This window comes from Streptomyces sp. NPDC087263 (genome assembly GCF_044744645.1).
In the GTDB taxonomy this organism is placed as follows: Bacteria; Actinomycetota; Actinomycetes; order Streptomycetales; family Streptomycetaceae; genus Streptomyces.
Map to the genome: position 1 here is coordinate 197,455 of NZ_JBIUYT010000009.1, position 16,992 is coordinate 214,446.

Below are 16,992 nucleotides of genomic sequence, written 5' to 3' on the forward strand. Positions count from 1 at the left end.
AAAAGGGATACCGATCACCGGCCCTCATGCCCCGACCGGGCGACACCCGAAGAAGCCCAAGCCGTCCTCGCAGCCTGGGTCGCCGCCGAAAGGCAACCGGCCAAACCGTGTGGGGGAGGAAGGGTCACCGATCAGCGGTGTCGAGGCCGATCAGCTCCTCGGTGACGGACCACAGCCGCCGCGCGGCGTCGTTGTCCAGGGCCACCGCACCCGGCTCGGCGAGTTGCCCCCTTTCGTAGTACAGGCCTGTCCTGCCGGTGAGTGTGGAGTCCAGCGCCACGCGCAGCAGCCCGGTGGCGGCCTCGTCCGGAGAGATCAGCCCCTGGCGGAACAGCGGATAGAGATGGCGCAGCACCGGGCGGTCGAACATCGACTGCATCATCGGTGTGTCGACGCCCCCGGGATGCGCGGCGCTGACGTCCACCCCCGATCCCGCGAGCCGGCGGGCCAGTTCGCGGGCGTAGAGAACGTTTGCCAGCTTCGACCGGTTGTAGGCGAGGAGGGGATGGAACTTTCCCTGAGCCATCATCAGGTCATCGAAGTCGAGGCCGCCCTTGGCGCGGCGGTGCGCTTCGGAGGTGACCAGGACGATGCGGCTCGGGGCGCCGTCCCGCAGCCGGTCGGTGAGCAGCCGCGCCAGCAGCGCATGCCCGAGGTGGTTGACGCCGAACGTCGTCTCGAAGCCGTCGGCCGTCTCGGTCCGAGTGCCGCGCCCCGCGTAGCCGGCGACGCAGAGCAGGAGGTCGAGCCGGTCCCAGCGTTCCAGCACGGTGGCCGCTGCCTGGCGCACCGAGGCGAGGTCGGCGAGGTCCAGGTCCACGACGTGGACCTCCTTGTTGCCCGTGGTCCGCACGATCTCGTCCCGGACCCGTTCGCCCTTGGCCCGGTTGCGGGCGGCGATGAGGGTGACCGCCCCGGTCGCGGCGAGCTGGACGGCGACCGACCGGCCGACACCGTCGCTTGCGCCGGTGACCAGGGTCACCCGGCCCCGCATGTCGGGCGCCACGGCCAACGCTTCCACCCGTTGCAGTCGATTGCCGACCTGATGATTCATGGCCTCAGTCCGTTCCGGGCGTTTGGGCCCACAGCGGTCCGAGGCGGCGGGCTGAGCGCCGCACCTCGGAGTAGGAGCGGACGGAACTCTTGGCATCGTTCATGGGGTTGACCCCGAGGATCCGGGAAATGGTCACACGGGCCATCATCAACGGGCTCTGGTAGCGCACTTGGCTGCTGATCCAGGTCAGCGCGTCCGCCTCGGGCTTCCAGGCCGCCTCGAAGCGGGCGCCCGTGGTCGCCAGCGGTCCGGAGGCCAGCGCCTGGTCGAACACCATCGCCGATTCCAGGGCCGCGTTGCCGCCCTGGCCGATCGGGGGGAAAGCCGCTGCGGCGTCGCCGAGCAGCACCGCCCGGCCGCCGTACAGCTGCGAGCAGGTCAGCCGCTGGCCCAGGTGGACGGCGTTGCGGCGGGAGAACTCGGCGACGGCCTGCTCGCTCGTCAGTTCCAGGGCGCGTGGGACATTCCGGCGAAGCCAGGCGGTGGCCTCGTCGGCCGAGGCGAAGGTGTGCGGCTTGTTCACGCCGACGACGCAGATCCAGCGGACGCCGTCCGCCCTGGACTCGTCGATGGTCACCCCGGCGAGGGTGAGCGGGCTCATCGCCAGCCCTTGCAGGTAGTGCTTGTCCAATGTGTCGCCGACCCGGTCGAGTTCCAGGATGAGCCCGTAGTTGGGGACGGCAGAGGCCTCGACGGTGAATCCCTCGACCTGATCCTGCATCGCCTTGCGGACCGCGGAGCCCGCGCCGTCGGAGCCGATGACGAGGTCGAAGGACTGCCCGGCCACCTTGCCGGCGTGCACGTCCACGTCGTCGGCGCGAATGTCGCGGTGAAAGGCGACGTCGACCAGATCGCGGTGGCGCTCCTCGGTGAGCGACATGAGCGTCCGCATGATGTCCCCGCGCGAGCCGATCCAACCCGGCTCCGACCAGGGGTCGAGGATCCGGCCGCGGTGCCTGATGCCGTGGAACGGGGTCATGTGGGCGTCGAAGTGGGCGACGGCGTCGATGTGCCGTACCGCCTTCAGCCCGTGGCCGGTGAGGTCGATCGGGTAGGAGCGGTCGGGATTGAAGCGCGGCATGCCCTGGGGATGGCCGTCGCGCTCGAACACCGTGCTGCGGATCCCGCGCCGGGCCAGCGCGATGGCCGCCGTCAGCCCGCCGGGGCCGCCTCCGATGATCGCGATGTCTGCCACAGTGCCTCCTCGTTGATTTCAGATCAATGATAAGGGATCAGCTAAACTCGGGGAACGTGACCACCAGCCGAGCGGAACGCGCCGCCTCCACCAGGAACAAGTTGCTCGACGCGGCGGTCGAGCAGTTCCTCGACAAGCCCTACGACGAGGTGTCCGTGCACGCCCTCGCCGACGCCGCGGGAGTCGCCTACGGGCTGGTCTCCCACCACTTCGGCAACAAGAGAGGCATCCTCCTGGAGGCGGTGCGAGAGATCGCCCGCCGCTTCGAACAGGGCCCTCCCCCGCCCGGCCCCACCGCCGACCGAATCCGGCACCTCACCGAGGACCACTTCGCCTCCATCGAGCGCGACCCGGACGCCTATCTCGGGCTGATCCTCGGTGCGGACCCGGACACCCGCGCCATCCTCAACGCCTCACGGCAGTTGGGCGTCCGGGGCCTCAGCGAGGTCCTCGGCCTCGACCCGGACCGGCCCGCGGTGCGGGTGGTCCTGCGCTCCTGGATCGGCTCCGTCCTGGAGGCCGCGGCAGGCTGGCTCCAGGAAGGTCGTCCGATCCCCGCGGCCGACCTTGTCGAGGTGCTCGTCGCGACCCTCGCCGAACTGCTCCGTCAGGCCGCCCGCCTCGACCCCGAAATCGACGTTGCCGCGGCCCTTTCCGAGTGGGACCGGCCAACCTGACGGCTGAGGCCCAGTCAGGCGAGTCCAACTCGCCGGGCTGGGCCTGAGCTGCACTTCAACGATAAAACGCGGGTCTGCCTCAGACCCTCGCCGGTCGGCCGCAGTCCCTCGGTACGGGCCCGCTCGACCAGCATCCCGACCAGCTGGTCATCAACGGCCGCGGCCGTGCCGGCCGCCTTCGGCTCCGACGCCTCGGCCTGGACCCGGCCTCGGAGTCAGTGTTCCGCGCCCCCCGCATGGTGGCGCGCGAGGTGGCGGCGCAGCAGATCGCGTCCGTAGTCACCGCCGTTGGGGGTCCGCACGATGGTGTGCACGTGGAACGGTTCGGGCTCCGGGTTGTCGAGGAAGACCCCCTGATGGCAGTCGTACTCGATCATGAGGACGGGGCTGTGGACCCGGTAGTAGAAGGGGTCGTCGTCGCCGGTTCCGCCGATCCAGGCGAGGTGGGTGTCGTTCAGATGGCGCAGGACGTCGGCCATCAGTGCGTCGGAGGGGCCGCTCGGCAGCCGGTGCGCGTACGTACCCACAAGTTGGAGCAGCAGATCCCGCTGACGGGGGGCCAGTTCTCCTGCCCCCAGTCCTTCGTAGGGGATGACGCGGTTGTCCTGGCCGGCGCCGCCGAGGTGCCTGCCGTCGGCCGGGCCGGCGAGATCGGGCGGGAGGTCCTCGACGCGCATCGACTCGTGGAGGACGGCCGACCGCGCCTGTTCGGGGCGCAGGCTGCGGCGCAGTTCGAGCCCGGCCTCGCGCTGCGCGTCGAAAAGCCGCAGTCCCTTGTACGTGCCTCGGTCGGCCTCCGCGGGCTCGGCGCCCATGAAGGCCGGCGTGAGCACCAGTTGACGGCCGAGGACGAAGCAGTGCACGTCGAGGTGGTGCCCCCACAGCTGCCATCCCCAGGGTTCGGTCGGGGACGGAGTGCCGAACAACGCGAAGTAGTAGCCGTATTCGGTCAGGGTGTCGCGGTACTGGTCGATCAACTCGCCCAGCGCGGCGTTCAGTTTCATCGCCGTCCGGGTGTCGGCGAACCCGGTGTCCGAGAGACACGCCTCGACGATCGCCAGTGCGCGGTCCCGCTGCCCGGGCTCGATGTCCTCCAGGCGAAGACCGTGCGGGTCCCAGGTGGGGAACGCGTTGATCCACATGCGCCACTCGGTCGCGTCCACCTCGAAGCGAACGGCCTTGCGCTGCGCGGAGTCGAGGCTGTCGAGGAAGGCCCAGGCGGCTTTCACGGCGGGCTCGGGACTCCAGCCGGTGTCCCGGAGAGCGTAAAGACCGGGGACGACATGTCCGTCCGTGGTGATACCGACGAACGGCTCCTCGGCCGCTTTGGGCACCTGCGGCAGCAGTGAATGAAAATCCGGGGGGATGGCCGACAGGTCCATCTCGCCGCGGCTGAGCGGCAGCATTCCGTCGGGGTACGGCCCGAAGCCCCGGTAGCGCGCCTTCTCGTATGAGGGTTCCGTCATGATCGGTACTGCCCCTTCAGGAGTTCGACGCCATGGCCGAACGGACTTCGCCGAATCGGCCGGCGGCCGCGGTGGAGAGAAGCTGGGTGTCGGTCGAGATGGTGATCATGCGGAATCCCATCTCGGCGCACTCGATCACCTGCTGGGTGGTGCCGCAGTGGATACCGGCGACGATGTCGTGGCGCGCGCAGGCGTCGAGAATCTTGGCGATCGCCTCGGCGTGAACACCGGGTACGACGCCCAGCGCGGGCGGGACCCCGAGGCTTGCCGCGAGATCGGCCGGGCCCACGTACACGGCGTCGACGCCCGGTACGGAGCAGATGTCGTCGATGTTGTCCACGGCGGACACGCTCTCGGCCATGACGATGCAGGTGCCCTCGGCGAAGGTCCGTGTCCTGCCGCTGCCGGCAGTGCGGATCGGCCCGATGCTGCGGTCGCCGCGCGGCGGATACCGGCAGGACCGTACCGCGCGCTCGGCGTCGGACCCGTCGTTGACCAGCGGGACGATGACGCCCTCGGCGCCGCTGTCCAAGGCCTTGCTGATCAGGCCGGCCTCGTTCGCCGAGACGCGGACGAGAGGTGCGGCGCCGCCCGCGGCGACAGCGATCAGGCTCGCGACCAGGCTGTCGTCGTTGACGATGCCGTGCTGCTGGTCGAGACATACGTAGTCGTGGCCGACCAGCGCCAGGCTCTCGGCGACCACCGGGGTGTTCAGCGTGGTCCAGGAGCCGAGCGTGGTGGCGCCCGCGGACCAGGTGGAAATAAGCGTGCTCATGGTGTGACTCCGTGCGTGGGGATCTTCCTTGCGGCCGGTTTACAGCGCGAGATGCGTCGTGTTGGCTACCGCCCGCAGCTCGACGGAGCGGTCCCAGGGTTCTTCCTCGGTACTCGTCTGCGCAGGCGGAGGTGTGAGGATCGTGAGGTGCCGCTCGGTTTCCGCACCCGCGTTCCACTGCCGGTGGGGAACGCCGGCCGGCAGAACGACGAGCTGCTGCGGACCGACGGTGAATTCCCTCAGCCCGATCTGCACGTTGAGCAGACCCTCGAGCACCAGGTAGAACTGGTCGAACGCGTGCGTGTGGAGGCTTGGGCCGGCTGACCCCGCGGGCATTCCCGCGACATAGATGAGCGCGTTCTTGGAGGTCGGGTCCTGCCCTTTCCCTAGGACGTGCTCGTGTCCGAGGAGGGGTGTGACCGTCATTCCGGCGTCGAGTGTCACCGTCTGCTCCGGGGCGGGTGCGACCACGGCATAAGGGAGGCCGTGGGCGTCGTCCGACTCGGTGAATTCGAGCAGCGGCCGGATTCCGGCGTTGCCGGGCGCGAGCACCTCCAGGTGCACTTCGGTCTCGCTCCCCTCATTCCAGTTGTGATGGGGGACGCCGGCCGGAATGAACACCGCGGAGCCGGCGGCGGCCTTGTGTATGTCCTTTCCCAGCTTGATCGTCACCTCTCCTTCGGTGACGAAGTACAGCTGGTCCACCGGATGGGCGTGGTTCTGTGGGCCCTGTGCGCCCGGCGGTACGACAGTGGCGATCAGGGTGCAGGTCTCGCCGCTGTAGAGGATCTTGCCCCTGTACCCCTTTTCGCCAGGTATTTCCGCGGAGTCGAAATCGATCGGCCTTACGTGCTTCATGTCGCCCTCCAGGATGGACGGGGGAGATTACTGGCTCGCTCTGCGATATGCAGCGTATCGCTCTGCGATACGGACGCTAGACCGCCGACACCGTACCGTCAAGCCGGGCACCGAACTGTCAAGATGGGTGGCGTGACCGAATCAGCTGAGGACGTGCACGCCGACCAGGCGCGAGTGAGCCGGGACGACGGCGAGCGCCCGGGCGGGGTCCAGCCGATCCAGGCGGTGCAGAAGGCGGTCTCCGTGTTGAACCTGTTCACGGTCCAGGAACCGGAACTCACGCTCGGGGAGATAGCCGCCCGCCTCGGCATGTCCCGGGCGACCGCGCACCGGTACCTGATCACTCTGCGAGCCACCAATCTGCTCGCCTACGAGCCCTCCCAGGGGGTGTACTCGCTCGGCGTCAAGACGCTCGACTATGCGGCGGTGGTGCAGGAGGCGGCGCTGTTCACCAGTGCCTTCGTCCGGCGTGCCGAACCGGTTCTACGGAGGCTGTCCGAGGAGACGAACTACACCTCCGTAGCCTCCGCATGGAACGGCGAAAGTCCCGTTCTGGTCCGCATCGGCACTCCGGTACGGCGACTCGTCATGATCGCGATGCCGCTGTACTCCGCCCTTCCGGTCTTCGACTCGGCGCAGGGCCGGATATTCCTGGCGTTCTCCGAGGACGCACGACGAACCCACGCCGCGAATCCGCGCCTTGGCGAACTCGAACCCGAGCTCCGACGCGCACGCGAGGAGAAGTTCGTCTCCCACGACGTGCCGACCGACGGTGGCACCACCACCATGGCCGTCCCCGTCCTCGTCGACGACACACTGGTCGGAGTGATCGCGACGCTCGCCTTCCAGACCACCCTGCGGGAACCGGATCTGATCCCGGTCAGGAAGGAACTGGACCGGGCCGCGGCCGAGTTGTCCGCACGGGTCCGGGCGGACATTGCCGTACGGGAAGGGCAGTCGCGGTAGTTCCCGATGGCACTCCAGCCAGCCCCTCCGGCGTTTGAGGAGCGGGGTCTGGGGCGGAACCCCAGGAACAAGGGACGGGCAGGGGCGTGGGCGTGGGGGGCGTGGGGGCGAAAACCACCCCCACGCCCCCGCCCCGTCACCTCACCGGAAACGCCACATCACACACCGCGTCCTCCGGCCCCGCCGCATCCCAGTCCGCGAAGTACACCTCCCGACAGGGACCGTCGTACGACAACCCCCGCGCGGCCATCCACCCCTCGACCGCCTCGAACGCGGCAAGGATCTGCGGATGGGCGACCTGCGCCTTGGTGAGCCGGGTGTACGCGAGCCGCCGCGCGGGCTCGACCCGCACGCGGGTGTCGAAGGCGCGCCCCCGCGAAGACGCCCACGCCCGCGCCGCGTCCGCGTCGGCGACGGGCACACACGACTCGGCGGGCCCGTCGCTCTCCTGGGACACCTCGGAGTGGTAGACGACGAAGGGCGCCGCGGTCACCCCACCGCAGACCCGGGCGCCCTCCTCCAGCCGCCCCAGCGACGCCGGGATCCACGTCGGCAACTCGTCGGCGAGCGTGTGCCGCGACTCCGTCAGCACCACCTGCTCGGGCACGTCCACCGTCTCGATCACGAACTTCTCGTACATCTCGGAACTCCTTCCCGAAAGCCGTCCACGGAGGTATTCGGCAAGGGTCCGCTGCGCAGCGAACCGCGCCTCCGCGTCCGCCCAGTACGCGTCGAGCAGCGCGGCAGCGGCCAAGGAGCCCTCCGCATCGCCGGTCTCGACAACCCCGGCGATCCGCGCGAGCGGCATGTCGAGCTGGCGCAGCAGCGCCACCAGGCGGGCGCGTTCGATCTGGTCGGCGCGGTAGTACCGGTAGCCGCTGACCTCGTCGACGTGCGCCGGGGCCAGCAGCCCGAGCCGGTCGTACAGCCGAAGTGCCTTGGGCGAGAGCCGCGACCGAGCGGCGAACGCGCCGATCGTGAGCAGTTCGCCCACATCGTGAGCGTGTTCGGAACGTTCCTGGTCCACGGGCCCATCCTCCGTCACCGGGCGCCTTCCACCCGGTGACACAGGACGCTGGTCCCTGCCCCAGGGGCAAGGTCAACCCATACGAGGCTGGATCAGCAGGTGCGCCCCACGTAGTGCGCGCCGTCGATCTTGCTGGAGCGGCCGAGCCAGGAGTTGCCGGGGCCCACGCACCTCTCGTAGTTGGGCCCGAACACCTCCACCTCGATGACGACGCGCGAACCGTCGCTCGTGCAGTGGTTGTAGAACGCGTCGCTGCCGGTGGCGTAGAACCCGCAGGGGTTGGCGGCCGCCGTGGCCGGTACGCCGACGACGAGCGCCAGGGCACTGGCGGCGGGAACCACGGCGGCGATGACAGTGGGCAGGAATCGGCGGACGCTCATGGACGATCTCCTTGGGAGGCGAAGTGCCAGGTCGAGAGCCGGAAGGCTCGGACACAGGCAGCTTCGATGATCACCAATCCATGGGCCCAGCGTTTTCCTCGGACGGAGTACGGGGTTCACGCTTCCGGGTGCCCCCGCTGCCGGATCATCGGATCAGAAGTCCGGCCGACGGACCAGTCGATGACCTCAGCCGATGACCTCAGCCGACCTGCTCAACTCAGCCGATCGCCTTCTCCACCGACGCCACGACCTCCGCCGACTCCGGCTCGACCTGCGGCGAGAAGCGTGCCACCACCGCACCGTCCCGTCCGATCAGGAACTTCTCGAAGTTCCAGCGGATGTCTCCGCTGTGCCCCTCGGCGTCCGCGGTCTCCACCAGCCGCTCGTACAGCCCGTGCCGCCCGTCCCCGTTCACGTCCACCTTCTCGGTCAGCGGGAAGGTCACGCCGTACGTCGCCGAGCAGAACTCGGCGATCTCCTCGGAGGTCCCGGGCTCCTGCCCCATGAACTGGTTGCAGGGCACGCCGAGCACGGTGAACCCCTGCGCGGCGTACCGTTCCTGCAGCCGCTCGAGGCCCGCGTACTGCGGGGTCAGTCCGCACTTGGAGGCCACGTTCACGATGAGCACGGCCTTGCCCCGGTACTGGCCGAGGTCCGCGGAACCGCCTTGCAGGGAGTCGATCTCGACATCGAGGACAGAGTTGTCAGTAGTCATAAACGGATGCTAACTCCGTTTATCCCGCAGGTGTGGCGCGATCTCGGTGGCCAGCAGTTCCAGGTGGTCGAGGTCGGAGAGGTCGCGCAGGCGGACGTACACGCGGGATGCGCCGAGGTCGGCGTACTCGCCGAGCAGGTCGACGATCCTCGCGGGGGAGCCGTGCAGGGGCTCCTCCGGGGGGAGGCGGGACGGCTCGTGCAGGAGGGCGAGGCGGGCGTCGATCTCCGTCGTGGTGCGGCCGGAGGCGATACCCAGGCACACCGAGAGGATCAGGGGAGGTCCGCCGACGGCGGTTCTGGCGGCCCGCGCCCCGGCGTACAGCTCGGCGCTCTGCGCGGGTGAGGTGAACGGCAGGTTGAACTCGTCGGCGTAGCGGGCGGCGAGGGCCGGTGTGCGGCGGGGGCCCCGGCCGCCCACGATCAGCGGAATACGGGGCTGCTGTACCGGCTTCGGCAGGGCGGGCGAGTCGGTAAGGCGGTAGTGGCGGCCCTCGTACGAGAACTGTTTGCCGGGCGGCGTGGCCCACAGGCCGGTGATCACCTGGAACTGTTCCTCCATCCGCTCGAAGCGCTCGGCGGGCGGCGGGAACGGAATGCCGTACGCGCTGTGGTCCAGCGTGAACCAGCCTGCTCCCAGGCCGAGTTCGACTCTGCCGTCGCTCATCGCGTCGACCTGGGCGGCGATGACCGCGAGCGCGCCGGGCTGTCGGAAGGTGGCCGAGGTCATCAGCGTGCCGAGGCGGATCGTCGAGGTCTCGCGGGCCAGTCCGGCCAGGGTGGTCCAGGCGTCGGTGGGGCCGGGCAGGGCGTCGGTGAAGTGCATGGCGTGGTAGTGGTCGGCGACGAAGAAGCCGTCGAAGCCGCAGTCCTCCGCGTGCCGGGCGGCGCGCAGCAGTTCGTCGTACGTGGCCCCGTGGTACGGCTCGGTGAAGACGCGCAGCTCCATCGCCTGCTCACACCCCTGTCCTGTGACTGGCCAGCAGCAGGTCGTGGAGTTCGGCGCGGCAGCGGGCGAGTTCGGTGGCGTGGGCGTCGTGGCCCAGGGAGCGGGGCCGGGGGACCGGCACGTCCATGACGGTACGGACCTGACCGGGGCGCGGGCTGAGCACCACGACCCGGTCGGCGAGCAGGACCGCTTCCTCGATGGAGTGGGTGACGAGGACGACCGTGGAGCCGTGCTCCATGTGCACGCGTTGCAGTACCTCGCACAACTCCTCGCGGGTCAGGGCGTCCAGGGCCGAGAAGGGCTCGTCCATCAGCATGACGCGGGGGCGCTGGATGAGGGACCGGCACAGGGCCACCCGCTGCTGCATACCGCCGGAAAGTTCGTGCGGCAGACGTTTGTGGAAGGGGGTGTCGAGGCCGACCGTTGCCAGCAACCGGGCTGCGGATTCCCGGTGTTCGGGGCGGGGACGGCCGTGCACCTCGATGGGCAGCAGCACGTTGTCGAGCACCGACCGCCAGGGCAGCAGGGCCGGACGCTGGAAGAGGATGGCGACGTCCCGGCGGGGCTCGCGCACCGGCTCACCGGCGATCCGTACCTCGCCGGAGGTGGCCGGGAGCAGCCCCGCGATCACCCTCAGCAGGGTGGACTTGCCGCAGCCGGAGCGTCCCAGAATGGCGACGAACTCCCCGTCATCGACGTCCAGTTGGATGTCGTGCAGGGCTTCCACGGTCCCCCTGCGGCCGTCGAAGCTCTTCGACACACCGCGTACTCGGATCACGGGAGCCCCCTCAACACCGGTTCACCTGTAGCGGTACGAGCAGCGGATACAGCCGTAGGGCCGTACGGCCGAGGATAGGTCGGCGTACCCCGTGATCAATCGGTCGCTCAATGTTTGTTACATGTCAACCGGCTCTGTGGTCTCGACAACTTCCCCTCCAGCGACTCCACTTGATTTCCATGAGCCTTTGCATTTCGAAAAGGACATCACGACTGCTCGCCGCATTCCTGGCCGTCCTGATGACGGCGGCGCTCTCCACGGCCTGCGGTTCCGACGACGACAGTGAGAACGGCGGCGGCGCTTCCGGCGGCTCCGCTCCCGACAAGGTCACCTACATCACCGGGTTCGGCACCTTCGGCCGCGAGGCGTACGCCTATGTGGCCCAGGACAAGGGCTACTTCAGCGACGCGGGCGTGACCGTCACCATCCAGCCCGGCCAGGGCAGCGGCAACAGCCTGGCCGCGCTCGCCGGCGGCAGCGCACAGTTCGCCCCCATCGACCTCAGCAGCACCATCATGCAGCTCGGCAACGGCAAGGTCTCCGGGGTCACCGCGGTCGCGGCCGTCCATCAGACCACGGACGCAGCCGTCATGGCGCTGGCCGACAGCGGCATCAGCGAGCCGGCCGACCTGGAGGGCAAGAAGATCGCGGACCCGGCCGGGTCGGTCATCGGAGCCCTCTTCCCCGCGTACGCCAAGCTCGCGGGTATCGACGCCGACAAGGTCGAATTCGTCGCCCTGGAAGCCCAGCAGCTCGGGGTCAACCTGGCGACCGGCTCGGTCGACGCCGTCGGTCAGTACCGGGTGGGCCGCCCCAACATCGAGAACGCGGTCAAGGGCAAGGAGGTCGTCGTCCTGCCCTTCGGCGAGTACCTCACCGAGAGCTACGGCGCCGCGATCACGACCACCACGAAGATCGCCGAGGAGGATCCCGACCTGGTGAGGCGATTCACCACGGCGTTGTTCAAGGGCATGCGGTACGCGATCGACCATCCCGACGAAGCTGCGGCGCTGATGGCCGAGAAGTTCCCGACGCTGAACAAGGAGACCGCCGCCGCCGAGATCGAGCTCGTGGGGGCCGCCGTACAACCGAAGGAGGACGGCGCACCGATCGGCACCATGGATCCCGAGCGCGTGGCCGGGGCGATCAAGGCGCTGGAGGATGCGGGAGCCGTGAAACCCGGGCTGACGCCCGAGGAGTTGGTGTCCTTCGACCTGGTGCCGAAGTCCTGACGTGCGCCGAGGTTCTGACGTGAGCCGCGGTCCTGGCGTGGCTCGAAGCCCTGACGTGCCCCAAGATCCCGACGTGCCTCGAAGTCCTGACGTGCGCCGAAGCCCACAAGTGCTCAGGCGGGCCGGGGAGTTCGGCTGGCCGGTGCTCGGGCTGGTGACGGTGGTCGGGGCCTGGGCGCTGGCGGCGGCCGTCCTCGACGTACCGGAGATCATCCTGCCGTCCCCCGTGGCCGTGCTCGACGCTTTCCTCCGCGTCCCCGGCTATCTGCTGGACGAGGCGATGGGCACGCTCCTGGTCATCGTGCTGGGGTTCGCGCTGGCCGTGGGCGCGGGGCTGGTGATCGGAGTGGCGATCGCGGCGTCACGGATCGTGGAGCTGATGTTCGCGCCGCTCCTGGTGGCGTTCAACGCGGTGCCCAAGGTGGCGCTGGCCCCGCTTCTCGTGGTCTGGATGGGTTTCGGGTCGCAGCCGAAGGTGGTCATGGCGCTGCTCGTCTGCTTCTTCCCCGTCGTCCTGTCGGTCGCGAGCGGACTCACCTCGACACCGGTCGAACTCGTCGAGCTGGCAAGGTCGTTGCGTGCCTCCCGCGTCCAGACCTTTCTGCGCTTCCGCTTTCCCAGTGCGCTGCCGCAGATCTTCGTCGGACTGAAGGTGGCCATGCCGCTCGCGGCCGTCGGCGCGGTCATCGGAGAGTTCAGCGCCGGCGACGAGGGCCTCGGCTTCGTCATCATGCAGTCCGGCGCGAACTCGGACACGGCACTGGCGTTCGCCGCGATCGCGCTGCTGGGCGTGATGAGCGTGGCGCTGTTCTACGCCCTCATACTGGCGGAGCGGACGCTGCTGCCGTGGGTGAGGGAGACGACGTCGCAGCGGTAGGCCTACGAGGTGGGTGAGTCCCGATTCTCCCGCTGGGCTTTGACCAGGACCTCCCCGGCAGGGGCCCGGAAGTAGAGCACGGAACGCCCCGCCCGCCGTCGCTCCACGAGCCGCGCGTCCAGCAACACCTTCAGATGCCGCCCGACCGAACCCAGCCCCTGCCCGGTCACGGCGACCAACTGGCTGGTGGACATGGGCGATTCGAGGAGTACGAGGATGCCGGCCCGGGCGGTTCCGAGGAGTGCGCCCAGACTCGCGGGCACGGCCGCCGCGTCCGGGCCGCCGGCCAGCGCGCCCGCGCACGGGTAGATGACCGCGTACCGATGGGGCTCCTCCCAGGAAACCCACCCGATGCGCTGCGGAGTGACCGGTACGAAGAAGAGCTGGGCACCGGAGATCTCGCGGGGCGGGTACTCGTGCAGGTTGACCTGGAGCCGGTTGTCGCCGAGCCACCGCGTCCCCGGCCGCAGCGCGTCGAGCGCAGCCGCCCAGCCTCCCTGGCTCAACTGGGCGGTACGCGCGACCACATCGGCCTCCAGGACGCGCAGCCGCCGGGCCCAGTACGGACGTACGGCTTCCTCCCACACGTAGGTGAGGAGGTCGGCAGCGCGTTCCGGAAGGTCGTCGCGGTCGAGGCGGGCGGGGAGCGGGCCGCGCAGGGAGAGGGTGAGGTGCTCGCGCGCCGCCCGGGGGGAGACCGCGCGCACCCGCTCCACCTCCTCCTCGAAGGCTGCCCGGTCGTCGCGCGGGGTGGGCGTGAGGAAGTCGGCGATCCAGTCCCTGCCGAGTCCGGAGCGGATGAGCAGCGCGGTGACGGGATCGGCGGCCAAGTGCCGCTTGTAGGCGGGCAGATGGGTGCGCAGCCAGGCCTGCTCGCCGGGGTGCGAGGCGGTCTCCGCGTGCAGCATCTTCAGGCTCGCGAAGGTCTCGGCGAGCGGCGACAGCACGAAGCGGCTCCCGGCGAGGGTGTCGGCGTTGACCTGCCACCAGCCCACGTACTCCACACCCCTGACGTTTCGCTCCTGCGCGAAACAATACCGGCCGCCGCACACCGCACCCCAGAATCCGCGCATGCGCAGCTACTCGGATCTCTTCCGCACCCGGGAGTTCACCCCGCTCTTCCTCTCCTCCGCGCTCCACTCGACGGCCTCGACGATCGGCGGCCTGGCCATCGGAACGCTGGTGTACAAGGCGACCGAATCACCGCTGCTGTCGGCGGTGAGCATGTTCGGGCCGCAGCTGGCCCAGGTGGTCGGCGCGACCACCCTGCTCTCGGCGGCGGACCGCCTGCCGCCCCGCTCGACGATGACGGGCATCGCCCTGTCCTTCGCCCTCGGCACGGCGGCGATGGCGATGCCCGGCCTGCCCCTCTGGACGCTCTTCGCCCTCATCGCGGTCCTCGGCCTGGTCTCCTCGCTCGGCGGCGGAGTCCGCTGGGGCCTGCTGAACGAGATCCTGTCCAAGGACGGCTATCTGCTGGGCCGTTCGGTCTTCAACATGGTCAACGGCTTCACGCAGATCGCGGGCTTCGCGACGGGCGGCGTGCTCGTGGCGGTGCTGTCACCGAGGGCCACGCTGGGGATCGCGGCGGTGCTGTACCTGGCGGCGGCCCTGGTCACCCGCCTCGGCCTGTCCCGCCGCGCCCCCCGGGCAGCCGGCCGCCCGTCCATCGCACAGACCTGGCGCACCAACGCCATCCTCTGGTCCTCGCCCCCGCGCCGCAGGACGTACCTGCTCCTCTGGATCCCCAACGGCCTCGTCGTCGGCTGTGAGTCCCTGTTCGTGTCCTACGCCCCCGACCGCGCCGGCCTGCTCTTCGCCTGCGGCGCGTTCGGCATGTTCGTCGGCGACGTGACGACGGGCCGCTTCATCCCGCCGCCGGTCCGCCGCCGACTGGGCATCCCGTTCCTGCTGCTCCTGGCCACGCCGTACCTGTTCTTCGCCCTCCGCCCGGGTACGGCGATCGCGGCGGCCTGCATCGCCCTCGCCTCCGTCGGATTCGGAGCCAGCCTCATCCAGCAGGAACGCCTGATGGCCCTGACCCCGGACGAGCTGAGCGGCCACGCCCTCGGCCTGCACTCCTCAGGCATGCTCACCATGCAGGGCGTGAGCGCGGCGCTGGCGGGGGCGGTGGCTCAACTGACGTCAGCCGGTACGGCGATGACGGCCATGGCCGCCGCGTCGATCGCCGTGACGCTGACGCTCTCAGCCGCGGGCAAGCGTGAGGAACGCCGTCCAGGTGGCGGGGGCGAGGGCGGGGCTGTCGTCGGGGATCTTGGAGTCGCGGATGTGGATGGTGTGCGGTGAGGTGGCGACTTCGAGGCAGGCGCCGCCTTGCTCGCTGCTGTAGCTGGACTTGCGCCAGGCGTACGCGACCTCGACGTAGGCCACGCGCTGGTGGTCCTGCGTTTCGATGAGGACGAACGGTCCGCTCAAAGTCGATGAACTCCTCGGCCCACCGAGGAAACAGATCCACCTCGGGCATGTTCTCCACGGCGACGGCCAACGCCCCCTTGGTGTCGAGGAGTTCGTCCAGGAACACCGCGTATTCCGACCTCAGTGACCGTCTGCCCTGCTCGATCGAGGCGAGGGTCTGCTCGTCCAGCCTCAACTGCTCGTCCAGCTCCCGCCGGGTGTACCCGGCCGTCCTCCGGAAGACGCCGATCAACGCACCCACCATCTTCATGGCGGACGCGTTCTTCCTGCGGCTCTTGCCGCTCCCGCTGTTCACCCTGATGAACTCCCCCCTCGGGGGCGTACGTTCACCACAGAACACCCGTACAACGGATTCCGTACGGGTTCACGCATGCCATGGACACGCCATGAACGGGGGAGCTAGTCTGGCGGCGCATTGGATCGACAACGTTGTCAGTGGGAGTCGCTATCGACAACGTTGTCGAAAGCAGTCCTCGCCCGAGTCCAACGGGTCCGAACCGGTGCCTCGCACGAACTTCCCCTTCCCCACGAGGACTTGGATCTGCCGCCATGAAACGTACTGCTGCGTATCTCGGTGCCCTGACACTCGCTGCCACGGCATGGACGGCAGGCACCGCCAACGCCGCGCCGCACGCCCCCACCCGCGTCGACAGCACGTCCTTCTCGGCCGCGCAGCAGAACGCGGCGCTGCACTTCTGGACCACCGAACGGCTGCGCGCGGCAAAGGACTTGTCCGCCCCGGCCCAGCCGGCAGGAGTGACGGCTGAGACGGTCGCGCCGCAGACGGCGGGCACCGAGGTGACCGTCCCGCCGGTCACCGCGACGGGAACCCCCGCCACGAGCGAGTCCGCCACGGGCGAGTTCGCGGCCGCGTCCTCGCCCACCGCCTGGACCGGGGGCGGCCTGATCAGTACGACCGCCGGCAAGGTCTTCTTCCAGAACGCGACGGGCGGCACGTACACCTGCTCGGCCACCGTGGCCAACAGCGACAACAAGTCCGTGGTCCTCACCGCGGGGCACTGTGTCGTCAACGCCTCGACCGGTGAGGTCTACAAGAACTGGGTGTTCATCCCCGGCTACACCAACGGCACGCGACCGTTCGGCACCTTCACCGCCCGTAGCCTCCTCTTCGACACCGACTACGTCTCCTCGGCCGGGAACGCCAACTGGGACTTCGCGTTCGCGGTCGTCGGCACGGTGAACAGCCGCACGCTGGTCGACACAGTGGGGGCACAGGGCGTCGCCTTCAGCTCGGCGAACGGCCAGCACGTGCACTCCTTCGGCTACGGCGGCTCCAGCGCCGAGGGCAGCGGGGAGCGCCTCAACCACTGCGAGGGCAACGAGTTCATCGATGCCGGGCGGGTCGGTTCCACGATGTGGGGCATCGACTGCGTGCAGACCGGCGGTTCCAGCGGCGGAGGGTTCCTGTCCAGCTTCGACACCTCGACCGGCTCCGGCTTCCTGATCGGAAACATCAGCGTGAGCTCGGGCAGCAACGAGTACCACCCGGTGCTCGGCGACGAAGCCCTCGGCGTCTACCGCCAGGCGGGCGCGGCCTGATCGGACAGTAGCCGCCGCCGGGCCACCCCGTCAGGGGTGTGTCCCGGC

General features: G+C 69.4%; 18 protein-coding genes and 1 pseudogene. 6 read left to right on the forward strand and 13 right to left on the reverse strand.

Features of this window, described 5'->3' with window-relative positions; translation table 11 throughout:
* Positions 1-124: 124 nt before the first annotated feature.
* Both ACIPC1_RS28355 and ACIPC1_RS28360 read right to left on the reverse strand, forming a co-directional pair.
* A complete protein-coding gene (locus ACIPC1_RS28355; RefSeq protein ID WP_402521833.1) occupies positions 125-1,054 on the reverse strand; it encodes an SDR family oxidoreductase in 930 nt (309 codons plus the stop codon).
* A gap of 4 nt (positions 1,055-1,058) precedes the next feature.
* Positions 1,059-2,249 (reverse strand): FAD-dependent oxidoreductase, encoded by a 1,191-nt coding sequence (locus ACIPC1_RS28360; protein WP_402521835.1) that lies wholly within the window; start codon positions 2,247-2,249, stop codon positions 1,059-1,061.
* A gap of 56 nt (positions 2,250-2,305) precedes the next feature.
* On the opposite strand from ACIPC1_RS28360, the gene ACIPC1_RS28365 reads away from it, so the two are divergent.
* The gene (locus ACIPC1_RS28365; RefSeq protein ID WP_365432088.1) at positions 2,306-2,926 is read left to right on the forward strand and encodes a TetR/AcrR family transcriptional regulator; all 621 of its coding nucleotides are present in this window, start codon (positions 2,306-2,308) and stop codon (positions 2,924-2,926) included.
* Positions 2,927-3,141: 215 nt separating this feature from the next.
* On the opposite strand, the gene ACIPC1_RS28370 is transcribed toward ACIPC1_RS28365, so the two are convergent.
* The 3 genes from ACIPC1_RS28370 to ACIPC1_RS28380 are packed head-to-tail and all read right to left on the reverse strand — an operon-like array spanning position 3,142 to position 6,025.
* Positions 3,142-4,392: a DUF3500 domain-containing protein gene (locus ACIPC1_RS28370; RefSeq protein ID WP_365432085.1), complete on the reverse strand. Its 1,251-nt coding sequence runs from the start codon at positions 4,390-4,392 to the stop codon at positions 3,142-3,144.
* A gap of 16 nt (positions 4,393-4,408) precedes the next feature.
* Positions 4,409-5,167, reverse strand: coding sequence for an HpcH/HpaI aldolase/citrate lyase family protein (locus tag ACIPC1_RS28375; protein WP_402521838.1), 759 nt, complete (start codon positions 5,165-5,167; stop codon positions 4,409-4,411).
* Between the two features lie 39 nt (positions 5,168-5,206).
* On the reverse strand, positions 5,207-6,025 hold the full coding sequence (locus ACIPC1_RS28380) for a cupin domain-containing protein (protein ID WP_402521839.1): 819 nt from the start codon (positions 6,023-6,025) through the stop codon (positions 5,207-5,209).
* Positions 6,026-6,157: 132 nt separating this feature from the next.
* Between ACIPC1_RS28380 and ACIPC1_RS28385 the strand changes: the two genes are divergently transcribed.
* Positions 6,158-6,991: an IclR family transcriptional regulator gene (locus tag ACIPC1_RS28385; RefSeq protein WP_402521841.1), complete on the forward strand. Its 834-nt coding sequence runs from the start codon at positions 6,158-6,160 to the stop codon at positions 6,989-6,991.
* Positions 6,992-7,127: 136 nt separating this feature from the next.
* On the opposite strand, the gene ACIPC1_RS28390 is transcribed toward ACIPC1_RS28385, so the two are convergent.
* The 5 genes from ACIPC1_RS28390 to ACIPC1_RS28410 form a co-directional block, all read right to left on the reverse strand.
* Positions 7,128-8,036, reverse strand: a complete 909-nt coding sequence (locus ACIPC1_RS28390; protein ID WP_402521843.1) for a MerR family transcriptional regulator — start codon at positions 8,034-8,036, stop codon at positions 7,128-7,130.
* A 74-nt stretch (positions 8,037-8,110) separates the two neighbouring features.
* Positions 8,111-8,398: a DUF6355 family natural product biosynthesis protein gene (locus ACIPC1_RS28395; protein ID WP_402521847.1), complete on the reverse strand. Its 288-nt coding sequence runs from the start codon at positions 8,396-8,398 to the stop codon at positions 8,111-8,113.
* A gap of 217 nt (positions 8,399-8,615) precedes the next feature.
* Positions 8,616-9,113, reverse strand: coding sequence for a glutathione peroxidase (locus ACIPC1_RS28400; RefSeq protein ID WP_402521849.1), 498 nt, complete (start codon positions 9,111-9,113; stop codon positions 8,616-8,618).
* Between the two features lie 9 nt (positions 9,114-9,122).
* Positions 9,123-10,061 (reverse strand): LLM class F420-dependent oxidoreductase, encoded by a 939-nt coding sequence (locus ACIPC1_RS28405; protein ID WP_402521851.1) that lies wholly within the window; start codon positions 10,059-10,061, stop codon positions 9,123-9,125.
* A gap of 7 nt (positions 10,062-10,068) precedes the next feature.
* Complete coding sequence (locus ACIPC1_RS28410; protein WP_402521854.1) at positions 10,069-10,839, reverse strand: ABC transporter ATP-binding protein; 771 nt, start codon at positions 10,837-10,839, stop codon at positions 10,069-10,071.
* Positions 10,840-11,018: 179 nt separating this feature from the next.
* Between ACIPC1_RS28410 and ACIPC1_RS28415 the strand changes: the two genes are divergently transcribed.
* On the forward strand, positions 11,019-12,071 hold the full coding sequence (locus tag ACIPC1_RS28415) for an ABC transporter substrate-binding protein (RefSeq protein WP_402521856.1): 1,053 nt from the start codon (positions 11,019-11,021) through the stop codon (positions 12,069-12,071).
* 73 nt (positions 12,072-12,144) lie between these two features.
* The gene (locus tag ACIPC1_RS28420; protein ID WP_402521858.1) at positions 12,145-12,948 is read left to right on the forward strand and encodes an ABC transporter permease; all 804 of its coding nucleotides are present in this window, start codon (positions 12,145-12,147) and stop codon (positions 12,946-12,948) included.
* A gap of 2 nt (positions 12,949-12,950) precedes the next feature.
* On the opposite strand, the gene ACIPC1_RS28425 is transcribed toward ACIPC1_RS28420, so the two are convergent.
* A complete protein-coding gene (locus ACIPC1_RS28425) occupies positions 12,951-13,943 on the reverse strand; it encodes an ArsR family transcriptional regulator (RefSeq protein WP_402522366.1) in 993 nt (330 codons plus the stop codon).
* Between the two features lie 76 nt (positions 13,944-14,019).
* Between ACIPC1_RS28425 and ACIPC1_RS28430 the strand changes: the two genes are divergently transcribed.
* On the forward strand, positions 14,020-15,255 hold the full coding sequence (locus ACIPC1_RS28430; protein WP_402521860.1) for an MFS transporter: 1,236 nt from the start codon (positions 14,020-14,022) through the stop codon (positions 15,253-15,255).
* Here the strand turns inward: ACIPC1_RS28430 and ACIPC1_RS28435 are convergent.
* Positions 15,154-15,384, reverse strand: a complete 231-nt coding sequence (locus ACIPC1_RS28435; RefSeq protein WP_402521862.1) for a DUF397 domain-containing protein — start codon at positions 15,382-15,384, stop codon at positions 15,154-15,156. The genes ACIPC1_RS28430 and ACIPC1_RS28435 overlap by 102 nt on opposite strands.
* 79 nt (positions 15,385-15,463) lie before the next feature.
* Positions 15,464-15,634 (reverse strand): annotated as a pseudogene (locus tag ACIPC1_RS28440) (helix-turn-helix domain-containing protein); the annotation flags it as partial.
* Positions 15,635-15,933: 299 nt separating this feature from the next.
* On the opposite strand from ACIPC1_RS28440, the gene ACIPC1_RS28445 reads away from it, so the two are divergent.
* A complete protein-coding gene (locus ACIPC1_RS28445) occupies positions 15,934-16,944 on the forward strand; it encodes a trypsin-like serine peptidase (RefSeq protein ID WP_402521865.1) in 1,011 nt (336 codons plus the stop codon).
* Positions 16,945-16,992 lie beyond the last annotated feature (48 nt).